The organism is Pseudomonas cistanchae (assembly GCF_054483635.1).
In genome coordinates this window covers 278585-301484 of record NZ_JBTLWN010000002.1, presented here as the reverse complement: position 1 = coordinate 301484, position 22900 = coordinate 278585, and the positions used below count along the sequence as shown (strand labels likewise).

Annotated in this window: 18 protein-coding genes and 3 tRNA genes; 15 read left to right on the top strand and 6 right to left on the bottom strand. The window is 57.7% G+C overall.

The window, feature by feature from the left end; translation table 11 throughout:
- Positions 1 to 49: 49 nt before the first annotated feature.
- Positions 50 to 1918 carry a sigma-54-dependent Fis family transcriptional regulator gene (locus ACX0MV_RS08285; protein WP_458982020.1) on the bottom strand — a complete coding sequence of 623 codons (1869 nt, stop codon included), beginning with the start codon at positions 1916 to 1918 and terminating at the stop codon, positions 50 to 52.
- A 268-nt stretch (positions 1919 to 2186) separates the two neighbouring features.
- Between ACX0MV_RS08285 and ACX0MV_RS08280 the strand changes: the two genes are divergently transcribed.
- The 6 genes from ACX0MV_RS08280 to ACX0MV_RS08255 all read left to right on the top strand — a co-directional run bounded on the left by ACX0MV_RS08280 (position 2187) and on the right by ACX0MV_RS08255 (position 8187).
- On the top strand, positions 2187 to 3281 hold the full coding sequence (locus ACX0MV_RS08280; RefSeq protein ID WP_458982019.1) for an ABC transporter ATP-binding protein: 1095 nt from the start codon (positions 2187 to 2189) through the stop codon (positions 3279 to 3281).
- On the top strand, positions 3281 to 4408 hold the full coding sequence (locus tag ACX0MV_RS08275; protein WP_458982018.1) for an ABC transporter ATP-binding protein: 1128 nt from the start codon (positions 3281 to 3283) through the stop codon (positions 4406 to 4408). Before ACX0MV_RS08280 ends, ACX0MV_RS08275 begins: the two co-directional genes overlap by 1 nt.
- Positions 4405 to 5268 carry a carbohydrate ABC transporter permease gene (locus ACX0MV_RS08270; protein WP_458982017.1) on the top strand — a complete coding sequence of 288 codons (864 nt, stop codon included), beginning with the start codon at positions 4405 to 4407 and terminating at the stop codon, positions 5266 to 5268. The genes ACX0MV_RS08275 and ACX0MV_RS08270 overlap by 4 nt, the downstream gene beginning before the upstream one ends.
- 8 nt (positions 5269 to 5276) lie before the next feature.
- Complete coding sequence (locus ACX0MV_RS08265) at positions 5277 to 6077, top strand: carbohydrate ABC transporter permease (RefSeq protein ID WP_458982016.1); 801 nt, start codon at positions 5277 to 5279, stop codon at positions 6075 to 6077.
- 15 nt (positions 6078 to 6092) lie between these two features.
- Complete coding sequence (locus tag ACX0MV_RS08260) at positions 6093 to 6365, top strand: DUF2160 domain-containing protein (protein WP_458982015.1); 273 nt, start codon at positions 6093 to 6095, stop codon at positions 6363 to 6365.
- A gap of 79 nt (positions 6366 to 6444) precedes the next feature.
- Entirely contained in the window at positions 6445 to 8187 is a 1743-nt protein-coding gene (locus ACX0MV_RS08255) for an ABC transporter substrate-binding protein (protein WP_458982014.1), read from the top strand.
- A gap of 58 nt (positions 8188 to 8245) precedes the next feature.
- On the opposite strand, the gene folD is transcribed toward ACX0MV_RS08255, so the two are convergent.
- Positions 8246 to 9100, bottom strand: a complete 855-nt coding sequence (folD, locus tag ACX0MV_RS08250) for a bifunctional methylenetetrahydrofolate dehydrogenase/methenyltetrahydrofolate cyclohydrolase FolD (protein ID WP_458982013.1) — start codon at positions 9098 to 9100, stop codon at positions 8246 to 8248.
- A 263-nt stretch (positions 9101 to 9363) separates the two neighbouring features.
- Here folD and ACX0MV_RS08245 point away from each other — a divergent pair.
- The 9 genes from ACX0MV_RS08245 (at position 9364) to ACX0MV_RS08205 (ending at position 18297) form a co-directional block, all read left to right on the top strand.
- Positions 9364 to 9440: transfer RNA gene (locus ACX0MV_RS08245), tRNA-Arg, on the top strand.
- A 33-nt stretch (positions 9441 to 9473) separates the two neighbouring features.
- Positions 9474 to 9549: transfer RNA gene (locus ACX0MV_RS08240), tRNA-His, on the top strand.
- Positions 9550 to 9603: 54 nt separating this feature from the next.
- Positions 9604 to 9688: transfer RNA gene (locus ACX0MV_RS08235), tRNA-Leu, on the top strand.
- Between the two features lie 127 nt (positions 9689 to 9815).
- The gene (tig, locus tag ACX0MV_RS08230) at positions 9816 to 11126 is read left to right on the top strand and encodes a trigger factor (RefSeq protein ID WP_458982012.1); all 1311 of its coding nucleotides are present in this window, start codon (positions 9816 to 9818) and stop codon (positions 11124 to 11126) included.
- A gap of 91 nt (positions 11127 to 11217) precedes the next feature.
- A complete protein-coding gene (clpP, locus tag ACX0MV_RS08225) occupies positions 11218 to 11868 on the top strand; it encodes an ATP-dependent Clp endopeptidase proteolytic subunit ClpP (RefSeq protein ID WP_458982011.1) in 651 nt (216 codons plus the stop codon).
- A 99-nt stretch (positions 11869 to 11967) separates the two neighbouring features.
- The gene (gene clpX, locus ACX0MV_RS08220; protein ID WP_458982010.1) at positions 11968 to 13248 is read left to right on the top strand and encodes an ATP-dependent Clp protease ATP-binding subunit ClpX; all 1281 of its coding nucleotides are present in this window, start codon (positions 11968 to 11970) and stop codon (positions 13246 to 13248) included.
- 149 nt (positions 13249 to 13397) lie between these two features.
- Positions 13398 to 15794, top strand: coding sequence for an endopeptidase La (lon, locus tag ACX0MV_RS08215; protein ID WP_458982009.1), 2397 nt, complete (start codon positions 13398 to 13400; stop codon positions 15792 to 15794).
- Between the two features lie 136 nt (positions 15795 to 15930).
- On the top strand, positions 15931 to 16203 hold the full coding sequence (gene hupB / locus ACX0MV_RS08210) for a nucleoid-associated protein HU-beta (protein ID WP_458982008.1): 273 nt from the start codon (positions 15931 to 15933) through the stop codon (positions 16201 to 16203).
- Between the two features lie 219 nt (positions 16204 to 16422).
- Complete coding sequence (locus ACX0MV_RS08205; protein ID WP_458982007.1) at positions 16423 to 18297, top strand: SurA N-terminal domain-containing protein; 1875 nt, start codon at positions 16423 to 16425, stop codon at positions 18295 to 18297.
- A 63-nt stretch (positions 18298 to 18360) separates the two neighbouring features.
- On the opposite strand, the gene fabI is transcribed toward ACX0MV_RS08205, so the two are convergent.
- From fabI to ACX0MV_RS08185, 4 genes are read right to left on the bottom strand one after another with little or no spacing between them, the layout of a single operon-like run.
- Complete coding sequence (gene fabI / locus ACX0MV_RS08200; protein ID WP_458982006.1) at positions 18361 to 19158, bottom strand: enoyl-ACP reductase FabI; 798 nt, start codon at positions 19156 to 19158, stop codon at positions 18361 to 18363.
- 23 nt (positions 19159 to 19181) lie between these two features.
- Positions 19182 to 20801 carry an ABC transporter ATP-binding protein gene (locus ACX0MV_RS08195; RefSeq protein WP_458982005.1) on the bottom strand — a complete coding sequence of 540 codons (1620 nt, stop codon included), beginning with the start codon at positions 20799 to 20801 and terminating at the stop codon, positions 19182 to 19184.
- 1 nt (position 20802) lies between these two features.
- Entirely contained in the window at positions 20803 to 21822 is a 1020-nt protein-coding gene (locus tag ACX0MV_RS08190; protein WP_458982004.1) for an ABC transporter permease, read from the bottom strand.
- 4 nt (positions 21823 to 21826) lie between these two features.
- Positions 21827 to 22900, bottom strand: a complete 1074-nt coding sequence (locus tag ACX0MV_RS08185; protein WP_458982003.1) for a microcin C ABC transporter permease YejB — start codon at positions 22898 to 22900, stop codon at positions 21827 to 21829.

Genomic DNA, 22900 nt, shown 5'->3' with positions numbered 1-22900 from the left:
AACCCATGTTCGACGGTAATGCCGCTCGCTTCGGCGCCACACCATTGATCTATGACTTCAGCCCGCTCTCCTTGAGGCGCTTGTACAGGGTGTTGCGACTGACGCCCAGGCTTCTGGCTAGATGGGAAATATTGCCGCCGCATGCTTCGTACAAGCCCGCCAGGTCTTCTTCGCCCGTGGGTTTCGCTGTGGGCGTCAGTTGGCTGGAGGTGCTGTTCATCCATCGGGTTTCGCATGTTCCTTGCAGGTCTGCAAAAAAATCATCCGGCAGGTGCTCAGGGCGGATCTGCTGGTCGTCGGCCATGGCCAAGGCGATCTGCAGCACGCTGCTTAGCTGGCGCAGGTTGCCGGGCCAGGGGTGACGCTCGAACAGGTCCATCACCTCGTGGCTCAGCCCCAGCCATTGCTGAGGTTCGCGGTGATACTCCCAAATGCGCTGCACCATGGCGGCCTTGTCGGTGCGTTCGCGCAGTGGCGGTAACTCCAGGTTGAGGCCGCTGATGCGGTAGTAGAGGTCCTGGCGGAACAGCCCAGCGTCCACATCCTGACGCAGCGAGCGATTGGTGGCTGAGACCAGGCGGATATCCACCGGGTACAGCTCACTGCTGCCCAATGGCTGCACGCATCGCTCCTGCAGTACCCGCAGCAGCCGCGCCTGGACTCGCAGCGGCATATCGCCGACCTCATCCAGGAACAACGTGCCTTTATGAGCCTTGCGGATCAGGCCGATGCTGCCTTTCTGGTTGGCACCGGTGAAGGCGCCTTTTTCGTAGCCGAACAGCTCGGACTCCACCAGCTCGGCAGGAATGGCCGCGCAATTGACCGCGATCAGCGCCTGCTTGGCGCGAGAGCTGGCGTGATGCAGGGCTTTGACGAACACCTCTTTGCCGACGCCGGTTTCGCCGTGGACCAGAATCGGGATGTCTTTCTCCAGCAGGCGTTCAGCCTGGCGCACGGCCTTGTCCACGCGCGGGTCTCCGAGGTTGATCGAAGCGAGGGTAAAAGTATTGCCCGAATCCGCTTCGGGCTCGCTAGGCAGGCGAAAATCCCGCGCCTGGATGGGCGCGGGCTGTTGCGGACGTTTTACCTGCGCGTGGAAGCGAAACCGGCCACCTGCCCGCAGGTTGAAGGGCAAGGCCTCCGGCTGGTTGAGCAGATGTTGCAACGGCACATCGAACAGGCTTTCGATATTCACCCGAGTCAGTCCGACGCCAAGCAGGCTGTCGGCGCGGCGATTGGCCGAGACCACCTGACCCTGGTCGTCGAATATCAGCAGTCCGGCCCAGGGGCTGTCGAGGTTGTTCAGGCTGGTGTTGAAGGTCAGCTGGAAATAACGCTGCTGGAAGAGGTTAAGGATCAGTCGGTTTTCCACCGACTGGCTCATCATCTTGACCATGCCCAGGGTGTGGGAGGGCGGCAGGTAGCTGTCGCTGGATACATCCAGCACCGCGATCATCTGCCGCTGCTCGTCGAAGATCGGCGAGGCGGAGCCGGTCATGAAGCGGTTGGCCTTGAGGAAGTGTTCGTCGTGCTGGATGTGCACCGGTTGCGCGCAACTCAACGCGGTGCCGATGGCGTTGGTGCCGGTGTAACGCTCCAGCCAGCTGGCACCGGCGACGAAACCGGCAGCGCGATTGGGCTCGATGAAGCGTTGGTCGCCCCAGGATTGCAGAACCTGTCCCTGCTTGTCCGCGAGCATGATCAGGCAGTTGGAGTTGGCCAGGATGTTGCCGTAGTAGGGCAGCACTTCCTTGTGGGTCGTCTGCACCAGCGCATGCTGGCTCTCCAGCAGTGCCGAGACTTCGCCTGCGCTGGGCTGGCTGAAAACCGGTGTGCTCTGGTGCGTCAGACCGAAATCACGGCAACGGGTCCAGGAGTCCTGAATGATGGTTTCGTGGGGCAGGGCTGTTTCAGCCATCGGGTGTCTCACTCGTTCTTATTCTTGCCGGCTTGGTCGCGCCAGGTTCGACCAGTGTCGTTCATGACTGTTCAAAGTCAACAATCAGACTGTTCAGCTGTTCACATCTGAGTGTTCACAGTTGTTCATTTGCGAACATGGTGTTGCCGGCATATCTATAAATAATCGTTATAAATCAAATGGATAGTTTGAACAAAGACAGGTTGGCACAAAACTCGCTCTGGCAAACGCTCAAATGGCCTAACCGAAAATAACAAAAGGACAGCCCATGTCGCTTACGCTGGAGCATGTCACGCGTATCGTCGATAACCAGGTGCATATCGACGACGCCTGTCTGAGCTTCGAACCCGGTTCCTTCAATGTATTGCTCGGCCGCACCCTCTCCGGCAAGACCAGCCTGATGCGCTTGATGGCCGGCCTGGACAAGCCGAGCAGCGGCCGCATCCTGATGAATGGTGCGGATATGACCCATGTGCCGGTGCGCCAGCGCAACGTCTCCATGGTCTACCAGCAGTTCATCAATTATCCGACGCTGACTGTGTTCGAGAACATCGCCTCGCCGCTGCGCCAGGCAGGCGTCAGCAACGCCGAGATTCTCGAGAAGGTGCATGCCACCGCGCAGATGCTGCGTATCGAGGGGCTGCTCAAGCGCTATCCCCTGGAGCTTTCCGGCGGTCAGCAGCAGCGCACCGCGATGGCCCGCGCGCTGGTCAAGGATGCTTCGCTGATTCTGTTCGACGAGCCTTTGGTCAACCTCGACTACAAGCTGCGTGAAGAACTGCGTCAGGAAATGCGTGAACTGTTCGCCGCCCGCCACACCATTGCGGTCTATGCCACCACCGAGCCGAACGAAGCCCTTGCGCTGGGTGGCACCACGACGATCCTGCATGAAGGGCGAGTGGTGCAGAGCGGCAAGACTGCCGAGGTCTACCACCAGCCGCAGCAGGTCCTGGCTGCGGAGCTGTTCTCCGAACCGGCGATCAACCTGATGCCGGGACGCATCACCGGCACCGAAGTGAGCTTCGCCGATGCCGTGCATTTTCCGCTCAACCCCGATCTCAAGGATATTGCCGAAGGCGAATACCGCTTTGGCGTGCGCCCCAGCCATATTGGCCTGGTGCCGTCCAACGACGACGACCTGGAGCTCGCCGTAACGGTCGAACTGGCAGAAATCAGCGGCTCGGAAACCTTCCTGCATGTGCGCAATGAACAGTTCGTGCTGGTGCTGCATCTGCCGGGTGTGCACGAGTACGACGTCGACACGTCGATCCTGATCTATATCCCGACCCACAAATTGTTCGTATTCGGCGCCAGTGGTCAGTTGATCCAGGCGCCGAGCCGCCGTTTAGGGAGGACTGCCTGATGGCGGAGATTCGTTTGCACAATCTGGCTCATAGCTACAGCCGTGAGCCCAGCAGCGCTGCCGACTACGCGATCCGCGAGATGGACCATGTGTGGGAGCAGGGCGGGGCCTATGCCTTGCTCGGCCCGTCCGGCTGCGGTAAATCGACCCTGCTCAACATCATTTCCGGCCTGCTCAGCCCGTCCCATGGCGAGGTGCAGTTCGACGGCAAGGTGGTCAACCAGCTGCCACCGGAGCAGCGCAACATCGCCCAGGTTTTCCAGTTTCCGGTGGTGTACGACACCATGACGGTGTTCGATAACCTGGCCTTTCCGCTGCGCAATCAGGGCATGGCCGAGGCGAAGATTCTCACCAAGGTGAATGAAATCGCGGAGGTGCTGGAGCTGCATCCGCTGTTGCATAAGAAGGCACGCAACCTCACCGCCGACGAGAAGCAGAAGGTCTCCATGGGCCGCGGGCTGGTCCGCGACGATGTATCGGCGATTCTGTTCGACGAGCCGTTGACGGTGATCGACCCGCACCTGAAATGGAAGCTGCGGCGCAAGCTCAAGCAGATTCACGAGCAGTTCAATATCACCATGGTTTACGTTACCCACGATCAGCTGGAGGCTTCGACTTTCGCCGACAAGATCGCGGTGATGTACGGCGGCCAGATTGTCCAGTTCGGCACGCCGCGCGAGCTGTTCGAGCGGCCGAGCCATACCTTTGTCGGCTATTTCATCGGCAGCCCGGGCATGAACCTGATCGACGTCACGCCCTGCGAAGGCGGCGTGCGTTTCGCTAATACCGTACTGCCGTTGTCGCCCGCGCTGAATGCACGCATCGCCGAGCGGCAGGGGCAAACCTTGAAGGTCGGTATCCGCCCCGAGTTCGTTCATGTCTGGGAAGGTCCCAATGAGGATGCGTTGTGCGGCGAGGTGGTTCATCTCGAGGATCTGGGTACCTACAAGATTCTTACCCTGCGGCTGGACGGACAGTTGCTCAAGGTTCGCCTGCAGGAAGATCAGCCCGTACCGCAGCAGCAGGTGTACCTGAGTTTTCCGGCGCAGTGGCTCATGGTCTATGCCGACGATTACTTGCTGGATGAGTTGCCAGCGCACGCACAATCCGTGGAGGTGCAGCCATGAAGGTGCAGAACAACAAGGCCTGGTGGCTGGTGCTGCCGGTGTTTCTGCTGGTGGCGTTCAGCGCCATCGTGCCGATGATGACGGTGGTCAATTACTCGGTGCAGGACATTTTCGACTCATCGACCCGCTACTTCGTCGGTGTCGACTGGTACAAGCAGGTGCTGCAGGACACCCGCCTGCACGACTCGCTGCTGCGCCAATTCATCTTCTCCGGCTGCGTGCTGCTGATCGAAATCCCGCTCGGCATCGCCATCGCGCTGACCATGCCGACCAAGGGTCGCTGGGCCTCGCTGGTGTTGATCGTGTTGGCGATTCCGCTGCTGATCCCCTGGAACGTGGTCGGCACCATCTGGCAGATATTCGGCCGCGCCGATATCGGGCTGATGGGCTGGGCGCTTAACGAACTCGGGTTCTCCTACAACTATGCGTCCAACACCGCTGACGCCTGGGTCACCGTGCTGATCATGGATGTCTGGCACTGGACGTCATTGGTGGCGCTGCTCTGTTACTCCGGGCTGCGGGCGATACCCGATGTGTATTACCAGGCAGCGCGCATCGACCGCGCTTCGGCCTGGGCGGTGTTCCGCCACATCCAGTTGCCCAAGCTGAAGAGCGTGCTGTTGATCGCCGTGATGCTGCGCTTTATGGACAGCTTCATGATCTACACCGAACCGTTCGTACTGACTGGCGGCGGGCCGGGCAACGCCACCACCTTCCTCAGCCAGACCTTGACCCAGATGGCCATCGGCCAATTCGATCTTGGTCCTGCGGCGGCGTTCTCCCTGGTGTATTTCCTGATCATCCTGCTGGTGTCCTGGCTGTTCTATACCGCCATGACCCACGACGACAAGACGCGCTGAGGCCAACCATGAACCTACGTAAACAAGTGGTGCTGGGGCTTTACATTCTGTTTCTGCTGGTGCCGATCTACTGGCTGCTGAACATGTCGTTCAAAAGCAATACCGAGATTCTCGGTGGTCTGACCCTGTGGCCACAGAGCTTTACCCTGGCCAACTACAAGGTGATTTTCACCGACCCGAGCTGGTACGAGGGGTATCTCAACTCCCTCTACTACGTCAGCCTGAATACGCTGATCTCGCTGACGGTGGCCTTGCCGGCGGCCTATGCGTTTTCACGCTATCGCTTCCTCGGTGACAAGCATCTGTTCTTCTGGCTGTTGACTAACCGCATGGCGCCGCCAGCGGTGTTCCTGCTGCCGTTCTTTCAGCTGTACTCCTCGATCGGCCTGTTCGATACCCACATCGCAGTGGCATTGGCCCATTGCCTGTTCAATGTGCCGCTGGCGGTGTGGATTCTCGAAGGTTTCATGTCCGGGGTGCCGAAGGAAATTGACGAAACCGCGTATATCGACGGTTACAGCTTCCCGAAATTCTTCGTGAAGATCTTCATCCCGTTGATTGGCTCCGGCATTGGCGTGACAGCGTTCTTCTGCTTCATGTTCTCCTGGGTCGAGCTGCTGCTGGCGCGCACCCTGACGTCGGTGGACGCAAAACCCATCGCCGCCGTAATGACTCGCACCGTCTCGGCTTCCGGCATCGATTGGGGTGTACTGGCTGCGGCCGGTGTGCTGACGATCCTGCCTGGAATGCTGGTGATCTGGTTTGTCCGCAACCATGTGGCCAAGGGCTTTGCCCTGGGCCGGGTGTAAGGAAGGAGCACGACAATGAATTGGATGGCTTGGACTCTACCCACTGCCTTGTTTTTCGGCACCATCGGCCTGCTGCTGGCCGGCATGACCGTGTGGGAACTGCGCTCGCCCTGCGCAGAACGTAAGGGCTTCTTGCCGATCAGCACCACGCGTGGTGATCGGTTGTTTATCGGTCTGCTGGGAAGCGCCTACCTGCATCTGCTGGTGGTGGGCACGACCGATTGGAGTGTTTGGATAGCATCAACGCTGTCCTTGTTATGGCTTATTGCAGTGATGCGTTGGGGCTAGTCGGTGCAGTGGCGCCCGCTTGCCGGCGTCACCTGTTACCTGACTAAACCTCACCTAAAACCCTGAGATGGAGGTCTCTATGTTCGACAATAACAACAAAACTCGACATAGCATGGCGCTTGCTGCCTTGCTGACATTGTCTGGATTAAGCGGCGCGGCTTGGGCGGATGCTTATGAGGAGGCTGCCAAGAAATGGATTGCCGACGAGTTCAACCCCTCGACCCTGACGCCTGAGCAACAGCTTGAAGAGCTGAAGTGGTTTATCAAGGCTGCCGAACCGTTTCGCGGAATGGACATCAGCGTGGCGTCGGAAACCATCGCGACTCACGAGTATGAATCCAAGGTGCTGGCCAAGGCGTTCAGCGAAATCACCGGGATCAAGCTCAAGCACGACCTGATGCAAGAAGGCGATGTGGTCGAGAAGCTGCAGACCCAGATGCAGTCGGACAAGAGCATCTATGACGGCTACATCAACGACTCCGACCTGATCGGCACGCATTTTCGTTATGGCAAGGCCGTTTCGCTGACCGACATGATGGCCAACGAAGGCAAGGCAGTGACATCGCCGACCCTGGATCTGCAGGACTTCATCGGTTTGTCCTTCACCACGGGCCCGGACGGCAAGCTGTATCAGCTGCCCGACCAGCAGTTCGCCAACCTCTACTGGTTCCGCGCCGACTGGTTCGAGCGCCCTGAGCTGAAAGCCAAGTTCAAGGAGATCTACGGCTACGAGCTGGGTGTGCCGGTCAACTGGTCCGCCTATGAAGACATCGCCGAGTTCTTCTCCGAGAAGGTCAAGGAAATCGACGGCCAGCGCGTTTATGGCCACATGGACTACGGCAAGAAAGATCCATCCCTGGGCTGGCGCTTCACTGATGCCTGGTTCTCCATGGCCGGTGGCGGCGACAAGGGGCTGCCAAACGGTTTGCCGGTCGATGAGTGGGGTATCCGCGTAGAAGGATGCCGCCCTGTCGGTTCCAGCGTCGCACGCGGCGGCGATACCAATGGCCCGGCTGCGGTTTACGCCACCACCAAGTATGTTGACTGGATGCGTCAGTACGCGCCGCCTGAGGCGCAGGGCATGACGTTCTCCGAATCCGGCCCGGTTCCGGCTCAGGGCAGCATCGCCCAGCAGATCTTCTGGTACACCGCCTTCACCGCCGACATGACCAAGCCCGGTCTGCCAGTGGTAAACGAAGACGGCACGCCAAAGTGGCGGATGGCGCCTTCGCCGAAAGGCCCATACTGGGAAGAGGGCATGAAGCTGGGGTATCAGGACACCGGTTCCTGGACCTTCCTCAAGTCGACGCCCGAGAAGCAGCGCCTGGCGGCCTGGTTGTACGCGCAGTTCGTGACCTCGAAAACCGTATCGCTGAAGAAGACCCTGGTGGGCCTGACGCCTATCCGCGAGTCGGACATCAACTCCCAGGCGATGACCGACGCTGCGCCAAAACTCGGCGGGTTGGTCGAGTTCTACCGCAGCCCGGCCCGTGTGCAGTGGACTCCAACTGGCACCAACGTGCCGGACTACCCGCGCCTCGCGCAGCTGTGGTGGCAGTTCATCGCTGAAGCGGCGAGTGGTGACAAGACCCCTCAAGAAGCGCTGGATGGCCTCGCTGCTGCCCAGGACACCATGCTCGGTCGCCTTGAGCGTTCCGGTGTTCTTGGTGAGTGCGGGCCGAAGCTGAACGAGAAAAAGGACCCGCAGTACTGGCTGGACCAGCCCGGTGCGCCCAAACCGAAATTAGCTAACGAAAAGCCGAAGGGCGAAACCATCAACTACAACGAACTGCTCAAGTCGTGGGAGCAGGCGCGTCAGTGATGATGGCATAGCAATAAAAAACGGCACCTTCGAGTGCCGTTTTTTATTGCCGGAGTAGTCAGTCGTGCAGGTGTTCCGCCGCGTGCAAGGTGTTTTCCAGCAAGCAGGCGCGGGTCATCGGGCCGACGCCGCCGGGAACCGGAGTGATCCAGCCGGCGCGGGGCAGGGCGGTTTCATACACCACATCGCCGATCAACTTGCCGTCTTCCTGGCGATTGATGCCCACATCAATGACGATGGCACCCGGTTTGATCCATTCGCCCTGGACCAACCCCGGTTTGCCTGCCGCGACTACCACGATATCTGCCTGGCCAACATGCATCGGCAGGTCTTTGGTGAAACGATGAGTGACGGTGACCGTGCAGCCGGCCAGCAAAAGCTCCATGGCCATCGGGCGGCCAACGATGTTCGAAGCGCCAACCACCACTGCGTGCAAACCGTAGAGATCCACCCCGGTGTTCTGCAGCAGGGTCATGATCCCTTTTGGCGTACAGGGGCGCAGCAGCGGCATGCGCTGGGCCAGACGGCCAATATTGTACGGATGGAAACCATCAACATCCTTGTCGGGTCGAATCCGTTCCAGCAGCAGGGAAGCATCCAGATGTTCCGGTAGCGGCAGCTGCACGAGAATGCCGTCAATGCCGGGTTCGTCGTTCAGGGTGTCGATCAGGGTCAGTAATTCCGCCTGGCTGGTGCTCGCCGGCAGGTCGTAAGCTTGGGAAACGAAGCCGACTTCTTCGCAGTCCTTGCGCTTGTGCGAGACGTAGACCTGGGAGGCGGGGTCGCTGCCGACCAGAATTACCGCCAGACCTGGCGCGCGTTTGCCAAGCTCGCGGCGCTCGGCGACCCGTTTGGCGATCTGCTGGCGGAGGCTGGCGGCGATCGCTTTGCCGTCGATCAATTGTGCGGTCATTGCGCTTGATTAACCATTGGGAAGGATTGAAAAAGGACGCGCATTCTCGCATGGAGTGACCTTCGGGCAAAGGCGCGGGCCCCGGATTTTCTCGTAACCCCTTTATCTCGCTGAATTTTTTAACGTTTGCTGTTGACGCCTGGTTGGCGCCTCTATAAGATTCGCCCCGCTTGTCGAGCACAGCCAGTCGCTGGGTAAGACGGTGTAAGTGGGATGTATGTTCTGCCGAAACCGAAGCTTTGAGTCTGCTTGCAGATGGATAAGCGCCCGTAGCTCAGCTGGATAGAGCATCCGCCTTCTAAGCGGATGGTCGCAGGTTCGAGTCCTGCCGGGCGTGCCAGTTGGCAGCTTTGGCACAAGTAAATGCAATATGGTGGGCGTAGCTCAGTTGGTAGAGCACAGGATTGTGACTCCTGTTGTCGTGGGTTCGATCCCCATCGTCCACCCCATATTTCAAAACGCCAGGTTCACGCCTGGCGTTTTTGTATGAAAAGCTTTACCACGCGGACGTGGTGGAATTGGTAGACACACTGGATTTAGGTTCCAGCGCCGCAAGGCGTGAGAGTTCGAGTCTCTCCGTCCGCACCATCTTTTAGCTCCCTCCCGTTTGCCGCCTGCATCTAGGGTGACTTCTGCAAATTGACCCTCTAGAATGCACGCCCTTGATTCGGGGCCGGCAAACGGCCGGCTTATGTCTGTGCAACGAGGAATATCCATGCAAGTTTCTGTTGAAAACACTTCCGCTCTCGAACGCCGCATGACCGTTGGCGTCTCCGTCGAGCGTATAGAGACTGAAGTCAACAAGCGTCTGCAGCAGACTGCCCGTCGTGCCAAGGTCCCCGGCTTCCGTCCTGGCAAGGTGCCAATGAGCGTCATCCGTCAGCGCTATGAAGATGCTGCTCGTCAGGAGGCGCTCGGTGACCTGATCCAGGCGACTTTCTACGAGGCCGTGGTTGAGCAGAAGCTTAATCCGGCAGGCGCTCCGGCGGTTGAGCCGAAGAGCTTTGAAAAAGGCAAAGACCTGGAATATGTGGCCACTTTCGAGGTGTTCCCCGAGTTTCAGGTTGCCGGATTGGAAACCATCTCTATCGAGCGTTTGCAGGCTGAAGTAGCCGACGGCGATCTGGACAACATGCTGGAAATCCTGCGCAAGCAGAACACGCGTTTCGAGGCCGTCGAGCGCGCCGCAGAAAACGGCGACCAGCTCAACATCGACTTCGTCGGCAAGATCGACGGTGAAGCGTTCGCTGGTGGCACAGCCTCCGGTACCCAGCTGGTTCTCGGTTCGGGCCGCATGATTCCGGGTTTCGAAGATGCACTGGTCGGCGGCAAAGTTGGCGAGCAGCGGGTAATCAATCCCGTATTCCCGGACGATTATCAGAACCTTGATCTGGCGGGCAAGACTGCCGAGTTCACGGTCACCATCAATAGCATTTCTGCGCCGCAACTGCCGGAGCTGAACGACGAATTTTTCGCCCTGTTCGGTATCAAGGAAGGCGGCCTGGAAGGGTTCCGCGCCGAAGTTCGCAAGAACATGGAGCGCGAATTGCGTCAGGCCATCAAGTCCAAGATCAAGAATCAGGTCATGGACGGCTTGTTGGCAGCAAACCCGATCGAAGTGCCGAAGTCGCTGATCAGCAACGAAGTGAACCGTCTGCGCGTGCAGGCCGTTCAGCAGTTCGGTGGCAACATCAAGCCCGATCAACTGCCTGCCGAGCTGTTCGAAGAACAAGCCAAGCGCCGTGTAGTACTGGGTTTGATCGTCGCTGAGGTGGTCAAGCAGTTCGACCTCAAGCCTGACGATGCCCGCGTCCGCGAGATGATTCAGGAGATGGCTTCGGCCTATCAGGAGCCGGAGCAGGTTGTGGCCTGGTACTACAAAAACGACCAGCAAATGAACGAAGTACGTTCGGTTGTGCTCGAAGAGCAAGTTGTAGATACTGTTTTGCAGAAGGCCAATGTGACCGATAAAGCGGTCTCTTACGAAGAAGCAGTCAAGCCGGTAGAAGCTCCACAAGCCGCCTGATCCTTTACATCGTTCGAGCACACCATAAGCCAGCCTCAGTGCTGGCTTATGCGTATTTGAGAAATGACTATCCTAGGGAGCGAGTGCAAGCATGTCGCGCAATCCTTTTACCCAGCAAATGCCTGAAATCCAAGCCGCTGGCGGCCTGGTGCCCATGGTTATCGAACAGTCGGCCCGCGGCGAGCGTGCCTATGACATCTATTCACGCTTACTCAAGGAACGAGTGATTTTCCTGATCGGCCCAGTCGAAGACTACATGGCCAACCTGATTGCAGCCCAGTTGCTGTTCCTCGAAGCGGAAAACCCTGACAAGGACATTCACCTGTACATCAACTCACCTGGCGGTTCGGTGACCGCAGGTATGTCGATCTACGACACCATGCAGTTCATCAAGCCTGATGTTTCGACCATCTGCATTGGTCAGGCCTGCAGCATGGGCGCATTGCTGTTGGCTGGTGGTGCTGCTGGCAAGCGCTTCTGCCTGCCTCACTCGCGCATGATGATTCACCAACCATTGGGCGGCTTCCAAGGCCAGGCTTCAGATATCGAAATTCATGCGCGCGAAATTCTGTTCATTCGCGAGCGCTTGAATCAGGTTCTGGCCAATCACACCGGTCAACCGATTGAAGTGATTGCTCGCGATACTGATCGCGACCGCTTCATGAGTGGTGAGGAAGCGGTGAATTACCGCCTGATCGATCAGGTGCTAGCGAAGCGCGAAATGCCGGTCAAAGCCGTCTAAAAAAGGCTGGCCGGATACTTTCGCTCAGCCTGCGGGCTTGAAAATGCCCGCAATTGCCTTCATCTTGTGTTTTAAGCCTACCGGATTTGGATTGATCGAATGACTGACACCCGCAACGGCGAGGACAACGGCAAGTTGCTTTATTGCTCCTTCTGCGGCAAAAGCCAGCATGAAGTGCGCAAATTGATTGCCGGCCCCTCGGTCTTTATCTGCGACGAGTGCGTCGACCTGTGCAACGACATCATCCGCGAGGAGGTGCAGGAAGCACAGGCTGAAAGCAGTGCTCACAAATTGCCTGCGCCCAAGGAAATCAGCGGCATTCTCGATCAGTATGTGATCGGTCAAGAGCGTGCGAAAAAGGTTTTGGCAGTGGCGGTGTACAACCATTACAAGCGCCTCAACCAACGTGAAAAGAAAGATGATGTCGAGCTGGGCAAAAGCAACATCTTGCTGATTGGCCCTACCGGTTCCGGCAAGACCCTGTTAGCTGAAACGCTTGCGCGGCTACTTAACGTTCCCTTTACCATCGCCGATGCGACTACATTGACCGAAGCAGGCTATGTGGGCGAAGACGTTGAAAACATCATTCAAAAGCTTCTGCAGAAATGCGATTACGATGTCGAAAAAGCTCAGATGGGCATCGTTTATATCGACGAAATCGACAAGATTTCTCGTAAATCGGATAACCCCTCGATTACCCGTGACGTATCGGGCGAGGGTGTTCAGCAGGCGCTGCTCAAGCTGATAGAGGGCACTGTAGCGTCGGTTCCTCCGCAAGGAGGACGCAAGCATCCGCAGCAGGAATTCTTGCAGGTCGATACGCGCAATATTCTGTTTATCTGTGGCGGCGCTTTCTCTGGTTTGGAGAAGGTCATTCAGGGCCGTTCAACCAAGGGTGGAATCGGTTTCAACGCCGAAGTACGCAGCAAGGAAGAGGGCAAGAAGGTTGGCGAGTCGTTGCGTGCCGTAGAGCCGGACGACTTGGTGAAATTCGGCCTGATTCCCGAATTCGTCGGTCGCCTGCCGGTTATTGCGACCCTCGACGAGTTGGATGAAGCCGCCTTGATGCAGATTCTGACCGAGCCGAAGAACGCCCTGACCAAGCAGTACGCCAAGCTGTTCGAGATGGAAGGTGTCGAGCTGGAGTTCCGCCCCGACGCCCTTAAATCTGTGGCGCATAAAGCCCTGGAACGCAAAACGGGTGCCCGTGGTCTGCGCTCGATTCTTGAAGGTATTTTGCTCGACACCATGTATGAGATCCCGTCGCAGTCGGATGTCAGCAAGGTGGTAATCGATGAAAGCGTTATCGACGGGTCCTCGCAGCCGCTGTTGATCTACGAAAACAGTGAGCCGCCTGCCAAGGCTGCACCCGACGCATAACCGTCTGTTACATGTTGAAAGCAAGGGGCCTTCGGGCCCCTTTGCTTTTACAGTCGAAATGCTTGTTTTTTGCGGGAGCTACCCCCATCTTAGGGGCAAGGGTCCTCCCATCTGTTTACGGCCGTATGGCCGCCGTAGAGCCGAAAATCATGAAGACAACCATCGAATTGCCTCTCCTGCCGTTGCGCGATGTCGTGGTCTATCCGCATATGGTTATTCCCCTTTTTGTAGGGCGCGAAAAATCCATCGAAGCCCTTGAAGCCGCGATGATGGGCGAAAAGCAGATCCTTTTAGTCGCCCAGAAGAATCCTGCCGACGATGATCCTAATGAAGACGGGCTTTACCGGGTAGGCACGGTTGCGACTGTGCTGCAGTTGCTCAAGTTGCCTGATGGTACGGTCAAGGTACTGGTTGAAGGTGAGCAGCGCGGCGAGATTGAGCAGTTCACTGAGATCGACGGTCATTGCCGGGCTGAAGTGCAGCTGATCGATGAAGTCGACGCTCCTGAGCGCGAATCGGAAGTGTTTGTTCGTAGCCTGTTAAGCCAGTTTGAACAGTACGTGCAACTGGGCAAGAAAGTTCCCGCCGAGGTCTTGTCCTCGCTCAATAGCATTGATGAGCCCAGCCGTCTGGTCGATACCATGGCGGCACACATGGCTTTGAAGATCGAGCAGAAGCAGGAAATTCTTGAGATTACCGATTTGTCCGCCCGCGTCGAGCATGTAATGGCGCTGCTCGATGCTGAAATCGATCTCTTGCAGGTCGAGAAGCGTATCCGCGGTCGGGTCAAAAAACAGATGGAGCGCAGCCAGCGCGAGTACTACCTGAATGAGCAGATGAAGGCCATTCAGAAAGAGCTAGGTGATAGCGAAGAAGGCCATAACGAGCTCGATGAGCTGAAAAAACGCATCGAGAGCGCCGGTTTGAGCAAAGAGGCCTACACCAAGGCCCAGGCAGAGCTGAACAAGCTTAAGCAAATGTCCCCGATGTCGGCGGAAGCGACCGTCGTGCGCTCCTACATTGACTGGCTGGTGAATGTTCCTTGGAAGGCTCAGAGCAAGGTCAGGCTTGATCTGGCCCGTGCGGAGGCCATTCTCGACGCCGACCACTACGGTCTGGATGAGGTCAAGGAGCGGATTCTCGAGTACCTCGCGGTGCAAAAGCGCGTCAAGAAGATCAAAGGTCCGGTGTTGTGTCTGGTTGGTCCCCCGGGCGTTGGCAAGACTTCGCTGGCCGAATCAATCGCCAGTGCCACCAATCGCAAATTTGTGCGCATGGCACTCGGCGGTGTGCGCGACGAGGCGGAGATTCGTGGCCACCGGCGTACCTATATCGGTTCGATGCCGGGTCGGCTGATTCAGAAAATGACCAAGGTCGGCGTGCGCAATCCGCTGTTCCTGCTCGATGAAATCGACAAGATGGGCCAGGACATGCGCGGCGATCCCGCGTCGGCCCTGCTCGAGGTTCTCGATCCCGAGCAGAACCACAACTTCAATGACCATTATCTTGAAGTCGACTATGACCTGTCTGACGTCATGTTCCTGTGTACTGCCAACTCGATGAACATACCGGCAGCACTGCTTGACCGTATGGAGGTCATTCGTCTGCCTGGTTACACCGAAGACGAGAAAATTAATATCGCCATCAAATACCTGGCCAACAAACAGATCCAGGCAAACGGTTTGAAGAAAGGCGAGCTCGAATTCGAAGAGTCGGCAATTCGCGACATCATTCGCTATTACACCCGTGAGGCCGGAGTGCGTAGCCTTGAACGGCAGATTGCAAAAATCTGCCGGAAAGCGGTGAAGGAGCATACGCGGGACAAGCGCTTTAAAGTGGTTGTCAGCGCCGATTCGCTTGATCATTTTCTCGGAGTGCGCAAGCACCGTTACGGCCTGGCCGAGCAGCAGGATCAGATCGGTCAAGTAACCGGTCTGGCCTGGACCCAGGTTGGTGGCGAGTTACTGACAATCGAAGCAGCCGTTGTTCCAGGCAAAGGGCAGTTGATCAAAACCGGTTCTCTAGGCGATGTCATGGTGGAATCCATCACGGCTGCGTTAACAGTGGTACGCAGCCGTGCCAAGAGCCTGGGAGTCCCTGTGGACTTCTATGAGAAGCGCGATATCCATATCCATATGCCGGAGGGGGCAACGCCTAAAGACGGCCCTAGCGCAGGTGTGGGGATGTGTACGGCACTCGTCTCTGCGTTGACTCAGATTCCTGTGCGTGCCGATGTCGCGATGACGGGTGAAATCACCCTGCGCGGACAGGTCTTGGCAATTGGCGGCTTAAAGGAAAAGCTCCTGGCTGCGCATCGTGGCGGGATTAAAATCGTGATAATTCCGGAGGAGAATGTGCGCGATCTGAAAGAGATTCCGGAGAACATTAAGCAGGACCTGCAGATTAAACCGGTTAAATGGATTGACGAGGTCCTGCAAATTGCGCTGCAATACGCCCCGGAGCCCTTGCCCGATGCGGCTCCGGAGTTGGTAGCAAAGGATGACAAGCGCGAGTCTGATTCCAAGGAGCGAATTAGCACGCATTAGCCGGAGGGCTTCCTTGACACCATTTTCGAGCCCTTGTTATAAAGCGGCTCTTATTGTGTCAGCAGGCCATCCAGCACCCGCTTCGCTTACACTAAAAACTAAGAAACAAACTCAACAGAAATTAAGGGGACTTAGAGTGAACAAGTCGGAACTGATCGATGCCATTGCTGCATCTGCTGATATCCCGAAAGCTGTTGCTGGCCGCGCGCTGGACGCAGTAATTGAATCCGTCACTGGCGCGCTGAAAGCCGGTGAATCCGTTGTGCTGGTTGGCTTCGGTACCTTCGCTGTCAAAGAGCGTGCAGCTCGCACTGGCCGCAACCCGCAAACTGGCAAGCCGATCAGCATTGCTGCTGCTAAGATCCCAGGCTTCAAAGCTGGTAAGGCTCTGAAAGACGCTGTCAACTAAGCGTCCTCGAGCATTATTTCCAGGTCAGGTACCTGATCTGCAGCGGAGCGGTAGTAGGACCAATTAGAGTATTGGTTTGTGACGCCGGGGATCGCGGGTTCGAACCCCATCCGCTTCGCCAGTTACGAGAAGGCGCATCCTCGGATGCGCCTTTCTTCTATCCGGACTTTACCCACACTGCGCGACTGTCTATTTCTGCTCGGTCGTTCTGGGGGACGCATGCTGCAAAACATCAGGGACAATTCACAGGGTTGGATTGCCAAAACCATTATCGGCGTCATCGTTGCGCTCCTCGCGCTGACGGGTGTCGATGCGATTTTTACCAGCACGAGCAACAGCCAAGACGCGGCTGAAGTGAATGGTGAAGCGATTTCAACCGTCGAGCTCAATCAAGCCGTCGAGATGCAGCGCCGCCAGTTGTTGCAACAACTGGGGCGTGACTTCGATGCCTCGCTGCTGGATGAAGAGTTACTCCGCGATGCCGCGATGAAGGGGCTAATCGAGCGCACCTTGCTACTGCAAGCTGCAACCGATGCCAACTTTGAGTTTTCCCAGCAGGCACTCGATCAGGTGGTATTGCAAACGCCTGAGTTTCTCGTCGATGGTAAATTCGACGCGAGTCGGTTCGATCAGGTGATCAGCCAGCTTGGCTATAGCCGCCTGCAATTCAGGCAGATGCTCGAAGAAGAAATGCTGATCGGCCAGCTGCGCGCCGGTATCGCCAACAGTGGTTTCGTCACTGATGCCGAAGTTGCCGCATTTGCTCGTCTGGAAAAGCAGACTCGCGATTTCGCCACCCTTACTCTCAAGGCCGACAGCGCCTCCGTGCAACTGAGCGATGACGACATCAAGGCGTATTACGAGGCCAAGGCCAGCGAGTTCATGAGCCCCGAGCAAGTGGTGCTCGAATACGTCGAATTGAACAAGGACGGTTTCTTCGATCAGGTGGAGGTAAGCGACGAAGAGTTGCAGAGCGCCTATCAGAACGAGATCGCCAACCTGGCAGAGCAGCGCCAAGCGGCTCACATCCTGATCGAGGTGAACGATTCGCTTAGCGATGATCAGGCCAAAACAAAGATCGAAGATGTTGAAAAACGCTTGAAGCAGGGCGATGACTTTGCCGCGTTGGCCAAAGAGTTTTCTGCAGACCCAGGTTCGGCTGCCAATGGCGGTGATCTCGGTTACGCGGGTCCCGGTGTTTACGACCCGGCGTTCGAGGAAGCGCTTTTCAGCCTGAACAAAGGCGATGTGTCGCCACCGGTTCGCAGCGAGTTCGGCTGGCATCTGATCAAGCTGCTCGACGTACAGGCGCCGGAAGTACCTTCCTTCGAGAGTTTGAAGGAAAAGCTGGTACGCGATCTCAAGGCCCGTCAGGTCGAGCAGCGCTTTGTCGAAGTGACCAAGCAGCTCGAGGACAGCGCATTCGAGGCGTCCGACCTCGCGCAGCCCGCACAAGAGCTCGGGCTAGAGGTGAAAGTTACCGAAGCGTTCGGCCGTGATGGTGGTGAGGGTCTGACGGCCAACCGGCAAGTCATACAGGCGGCTTTTAGCGCCGAGGTTCTGGAGGATGGTAGTAACAGTGCCGCCATCGAGCTCGACCCCAATACGGTGGTGGTTGTGCGGGTGAAGGAGCACAAGAAGCCGGAGCGTTTGGCGCTGGATCAGGTCGCGCAGAGCATTCGCGAACAGTTGACCCAGGTACGTGCAAGTGAGGCGGCCAAGGCCAATGGAGAGCAGCTGATTTCCACGTTGCGCTCCGGTGAAACGTCGGCAGATCAAGCGGGGCAAGGGCAGACGTGGCAGGTCACCGAGGCCGCAACTCGCAGCCACGAGGGTATCGAGCCTGTGGTGCTGCAGGAATTGTTCCGCATGCCCAAGCCCAGCGACGCAGGTCGGCCGACTTTCGCAGGCGTTAGCTTGAACAACGGCGACTTTGTCGTAGTGAAGCTCAATGGCGTTAACGAGCCTCAGGTGGCCTTGTCTGAAGAAGACAAGACCATGTACAGCCGTTTCCTCGCTTCGCGCAGTGGCCAGCAGGACTTCGCGGCGTTCCGCAAGAAACTGGAAGCTGAAGCGGATATCGAGCGCTTCTGATTCGCCGCTACAAGAAAAAAAGGGCCGCATTAGCGGCCCTTTTTTATTGCCCTATGAAGCGTCTCACTCTTCTTCCATTGCACCCATTGCAGTGGTGTTGAAGCCACCATCGACATACATGATTTCGCCGCTTACGCCTGAAGCCAGATCGGAGCAGAGGAATGCGCCGGCATTGCCGACTTCCTCGATGGTCACGTTGCGGCGCAACGGTGTCTGCTTTTCGTTGGCCGCGAGCATTTTGCGGAAGCTCTTGATGCCCGACGCCGCAAGCGTACGAATGGGGCCTGCGGAGATCGCGTTGGCACGAGTGCCCTCAGGGCCAAGGCTGCCGGCCAGGTAGCGCACGCCAGCTTCGAGACTGGCCTTGGCCATGCCCATGACGTTGTAGTTCGGCATGGTGCGCTCGGCACCGAGGTAGGAGAGGGTCAAAAGGCTGCCGTTGCGGCCTTTCATCATCTCGCGGCCGGCTTTTGCCAGCGCAACGAAGCTGTAGGCGCTGATGTCATGGGCAATACGAAAACCTTCGCGGGTAGTGACGTCGGTGAAGTCACCATTCAACTGATCGCCCGGGGCGAAACCGACAGAGTGAACGATGCAATCCAGGCCATCCCACTTTTTCGCCAATGCTTCGAAGACTGCGGCGATTTCCTCGTCGTTGGCGACATCGCAAGGGAAGCACAGCTCCGGATTCGAACCCCAGCCTGCGGCAAATTCCTCGACACGTCCTTTGAGCTTTTCGTTCTGATAGGTGAAGGCAAGTTCAGCGCCTTCACGGTGCATGGCCGCAGCGATGCCCGACGCAATCGAAAGCTTGCTGGCTACGCCAACGATCAATACACGCTTACCACTTAAAAAACCCATGTGCGTTCTTCCTCTTCATGCATTCAACGATTTTCAGCAGCGGTGGGAACCATAAAGGCGGCTTCCAGCAACTGCTGCGTATAAATATGTTGTGGCGCGGCAAAGATCGCATCCGCCGAGCCCTGTTCGACCACCTGTCCCTGCTTCACTACCATCAGTTGATGGCTGAGCGCTCGGACCACCGCCAAGTCATGGCTGATGAACAGATAGGTCAAGTTGTACTTGGCCTGCAGCGACCGTAACAGTTCGACCACCTTACGCTGAACGGTGCGGTCGAGCGCCGAGGTCGGTTCGTCCAGCAGTATCAGCGCCGGCTTCAACACCAGCGCCCGAGCGATGGCAATGCGTTGTCGCTGTCCCCCCGAAAATTCATGGGGGTAGCGGTGCCGAGCTTCCGGGTCGAGGCCTACTTCGATCAGCGCCTCGATAATCGCTTGTTCCTGTTCAGCCTCGGTTCCCATACGGTGAATCTTGAGGCCCTCGCCGACAATCATGCTCACTGTCATGCGCGGGCTCAGGCTGCCGAACGGGTCCTGAAACACGACCTGCATCTGCCGCCGCAACGGACGGATTTCATTCTGTGACATCCCCTCCATTGCCTGGCCCTGAAAGCGAATGGCGCCCTGACTGCCCAGCAGGCGAAGAATCGCCAGACCGAGCGTAGATTTACCAGAACCGCTTTCGCCGACGATGCCCAGGGTGTGGCCTTTGGGCAGACTGAAATTGATTCCATCCACCGCTTTCACGTAGTCGACGGTGCGGCGTAGCAATCCTTTTTTGATTGGAAACCACACGCGTAGATCGTCCACCTCCAGCAATGTATCGCCTGGAGGCTGTTCGACCGGCGCGCCGCTGGGCTCCGCATCCAGCAGTTCCTGGGTGTAGGCATGCTGCGGTGCTCGGAACAGCTGCTCGCACGACGCTTGTTCGACGATCTGTCCGCGCTGCATGACACATACGCGGTGCGCAATTCGACGAACCAGGTTGAGGTCGTGGCTGATCAGCAGCATCGACATGCCCAGCCGCGCTTGCAGGTCCTTGAGCAACTCCAGGATTTTCAACTGTACGGTTACGTCCAGCGCCGTGGTTGGCTCGTCGGCGATCAGCAGTTCAGGCTCGTTCGCCAACGCCATGGCGATCATGACGCGCTGCCGTTGCCCACCTGACAGCTCGTGGGGGTAGGCCTTAAGCCTCTTGTGCGGTTCTGGAATGCCCACCAGTTCGAGCAGTTCCAGAGTCCGCATGGTCGCAGCCTTGCCCGATAGGCCCTTGTGCAACGCCAGGACTTCGTTGATCTGTTTTTCGATCGAGTGCAGCGGGTTGAGCGACGTCATGGGCTCCTGGAAGACCATGGCGATACGGTTGCCGCGTATGCCGCGCAGGGCATTCTCGCCGAGCTTGAGCAGGTCCTGACCTGCGTAATGGATGCTGCCACTGGGGTGCTGCGCCAGCGGGTAAGGCAGCAGCCTCAGGATGGAATGGGCGGTGACCGATTTGCCGGAGCCGCTTTCACCGACCAGTGCGAGGGTTTCACCCCGGGCGATGGTAAAGCTGACGTTCTCAACCACGCGTTGCTTCAGATCGCCTGAGACGAACTCAACCGCCAGATCGCGTACCTCGATGAGGTTCTCTGAGTCGCTCATATCATTTCCTCGGATCGAAGGCATCGCGGGCCGCTTCGCCGATAAATACCAGAAGGCTCAGCATCAGTGCGAGTACGGCAAACGCGCTGATACCCAGCCACGGCGCCTGCAGGTTGGCTTTGCCTTGAGCAACCAGTTCCCCCAGAGACGGTGCGCCTGGCGGCAGGCCGAAACCGAGAAAATCCAGGGCTGTCAGGGTGCCAATGGCGCCGGTGAGGATAAAAGGCATAAAAGTCATGGTCGAAACCATGGCATTGGGCAGGATGTGACGGAACATGATGGAGCCGTTTTCCATCCCCAGAGCACGTGCGGCGCGCACGTATTCGAGGTTGCGCCCGCGGAGAAACTCGGCGCGCACCACGTCGACCAGGCTCATCCAGGAAAACAGCAGCATGATCCCGAGCAGCCACCAGAAGTTGGGCTGTACGAAACTGGCGAGAATGATCAGCAGATAGAGCACCGGCAAGCCGGACCAGATTTCCAGAAAGCGCTGGCCGATCAGGTCGACCCAGCCACCATAGAAGCCCTGCAGGGCACCGGCGAACACGCCGATGATCGAGCTCAGAACGGTCAGAATCAGGGCGAATAGCACGGAAATGCGAAAGCCGTAGATCACCCGTGCCAAGACATCGCGACCCTGGTCATCCGTGCCCAGCCAGTTGTCGGAGGAGGGCGGCGCCGGCGCCGGCACTTGCAGGTCGTAATTGATGCTGGAATAGCTGAAGGGGATCGGCGGCCAGATCATCCAGCCGTCTTTCTGCGCGATCAGGTCCTGGATATAGGGGCTCTTGTAATTGGCCTGTAGCGGAAACTCGCCGCCAAAGGTGGTTTCCGGATAGCGCTTGAACACCGGGAAGTACCACTCGCCGTCGTAGCGCACGGTCAAGGGCTTGTCGTTGGCGATCAGTTCGGCGCCAAGGCTCAGGATAAAGAGCGCGAGAAACAGCCACAACGACCACCAGCCGCGCTTGTGGGTTTTGAAACGATCGAAACGGCGTTTGTTGAGTGGGGAGAGCGTCATCGTCTCAAGCCTCCCGTCGTTCAAAATCGATACGAGGATCGACCAGGGTATAGGTGAGGTCGCCGATCAGTTTCACGACCAGGCCGAGGAGGGTGAAGATGAACAAGGTGCCGAACACCAGCGGATAGTCTCGATTGATTGCTGCTTCGAAGCTCATCAAGCCCAGCCCGTCCAGGGAAAAAATCACCTCGATCAACAGCGAGCCGGTGAAGAACAGACCGATGAATGCCGAAGGAAAGCCGGCAATGATGATCAGCATCGCATTGCGGAATACATGGCCGTATAGCACGCGATTGTTGGTCAGGCCCTTCGCCCTTGCCGTCGTCACGTACTGCTTGTTGATTTCATCGAGGAAGCTGTTTTTGGTTAGCAGGGTCAGGGTGGCGAAGTTGCCGATCACCAGTGCGGTCACCGGCAGTGCCAAGTGCCAGAAATAGTCGAGAATCTGACCGCCCAGGCTGAGCTCGTCGAAGTTGTTCGAGGTCAGACCGCGTAGCGGGAACCAATCCCAATAGCTGCCGCCGGCAAACAGCACGATCAACAGGATCGCGAACAGAAAAGCCGGAATTGCGTAGCCAACGATGATCGCCGAGCTGGTCCACACGTCGAAGGCGCTGCCGTGGCGCGTCGCCTTGGCAATGCCCAGCGGAATCGACACCAGGTACATGATCAGGGTGCTCCACAACCCCAGGGAAATCGAAACCGGCATCTTCTCGATGATTAGGTCGATCACTTTGGCGTCGCGAAAGAAGCTCTCGCCGAAGTCCAGTTGGGCGTAATTCTTCAGCATGACCCAGAAGCGCTCTGGTGCTGATTTGTCGAAGCCATACATCTTCTCGATTTCGGCGATCAGCTCAGGATCCAGCCCTTGCGCGCCGCGATAGTTGGAGCCCGCCACCGCGACTTCCGAACCACCTCCGGCAATGCGGCTAGTAGCGCCTTCAAAACCTTCGAGCTTGGCGATCATCTGTTCAACCGGTCCTCCAGGTGCGGCCTGGATGATGACGAAGTTGATCAGCAGGATGCCAAACAGGGTGGGGATGATGAGCAGCAGACGACGGAAGATATACGCCAGCAT

Bases quoted from the DNA above. Each gene is read 5' to 3' on its own strand.
- ACX0MV_RS08285 (WP_458982020.1), bottom strand. From the start codon at position 1,918: ATGGCTGAAACAGCCCTGCCCCACGAAACCATCATTCAGGACTCCTGG.
- ACX0MV_RS08280 (WP_458982019.1), top strand. From the start codon at position 2,187: ATGTCGCTTACGCTGGAGCATGTCACGCGTATCGTCGATAACCAGGTG.
- ACX0MV_RS08275 (WP_458982018.1), top strand. From the start codon at position 3,281: ATGGCGGAGATTCGTTTGCACAATCTGGCTCATAGCTACAGCCGTGAG.
- ACX0MV_RS08270 (WP_458982017.1), top strand. From the start codon at position 4,405: ATGAAGGTGCAGAACAACAAGGCCTGGTGGCTGGTGCTGCCGGTGTTT.
- ACX0MV_RS08265 (WP_458982016.1), top strand. From the start codon at position 5,277: ATGAACCTACGTAAACAAGTGGTGCTGGGGCTTTACATTCTGTTTCTG.
- ACX0MV_RS08260 (WP_458982015.1), top strand. From the start codon at position 6,093: ATGAATTGGATGGCTTGGACTCTACCCACTGCCTTGTTTTTCGGCACC.
- ACX0MV_RS08255 (WP_458982014.1), top strand. From the start codon at position 6,445: ATGTTCGACAATAACAACAAAACTCGACATAGCATGGCGCTTGCTGCC.
- folD (WP_458982013.1), bottom strand. From the start codon at position 9,100: ATGACCGCACAATTGATCGACGGCAAAGCGATCGCCGCCAGCCTCCGC.
- tig (WP_458982012.1), top strand. From the start codon at position 9,816: ATGCAAGTTTCTGTTGAAAACACTTCCGCTCTCGAACGCCGCATGACC.
- clpP (WP_458982011.1), top strand. From the start codon at position 11,218: ATGTCGCGCAATCCTTTTACCCAGCAAATGCCTGAAATCCAAGCCGCT.
- clpX (WP_458982010.1), top strand. From the start codon at position 11,968: ATGACTGACACCCGCAACGGCGAGGACAACGGCAAGTTGCTTTATTGC.
- lon (WP_458982009.1), top strand. From the start codon at position 13,398: ATGAAGACAACCATCGAATTGCCTCTCCTGCCGTTGCGCGATGTCGTG.
- ACX0MV_RS08205 (WP_458982007.1), top strand. From the start codon at position 16,423: ATGCTGCAAAACATCAGGGACAATTCACAGGGTTGGATTGCCAAAACC.
- fabI (WP_458982006.1), bottom strand. From the start codon at position 19,158: ATGGGTTTTTTAAGTGGTAAGCGTGTATTGATCGTTGGCGTAGCCAGC.
- ACX0MV_RS08195 (WP_458982005.1), bottom strand. From the start codon at position 20,801: ATGAGCGACTCAGAGAACCTCATCGAGGTACGCGATCTGGCGGTTGAG.
- ACX0MV_RS08190 (WP_458982004.1), bottom strand. From the start codon at position 21,822: ATGACGCTCTCCCCACTCAACAAACGCCGTTTCGATCGTTTCAAAACC.
- ACX0MV_RS08185 (WP_458982003.1), bottom strand. From the start codon at position 22,900: ATGCTGGCGTATATCTTCCGTCGTCTGCTGCTCATCATCCCCACCCTG.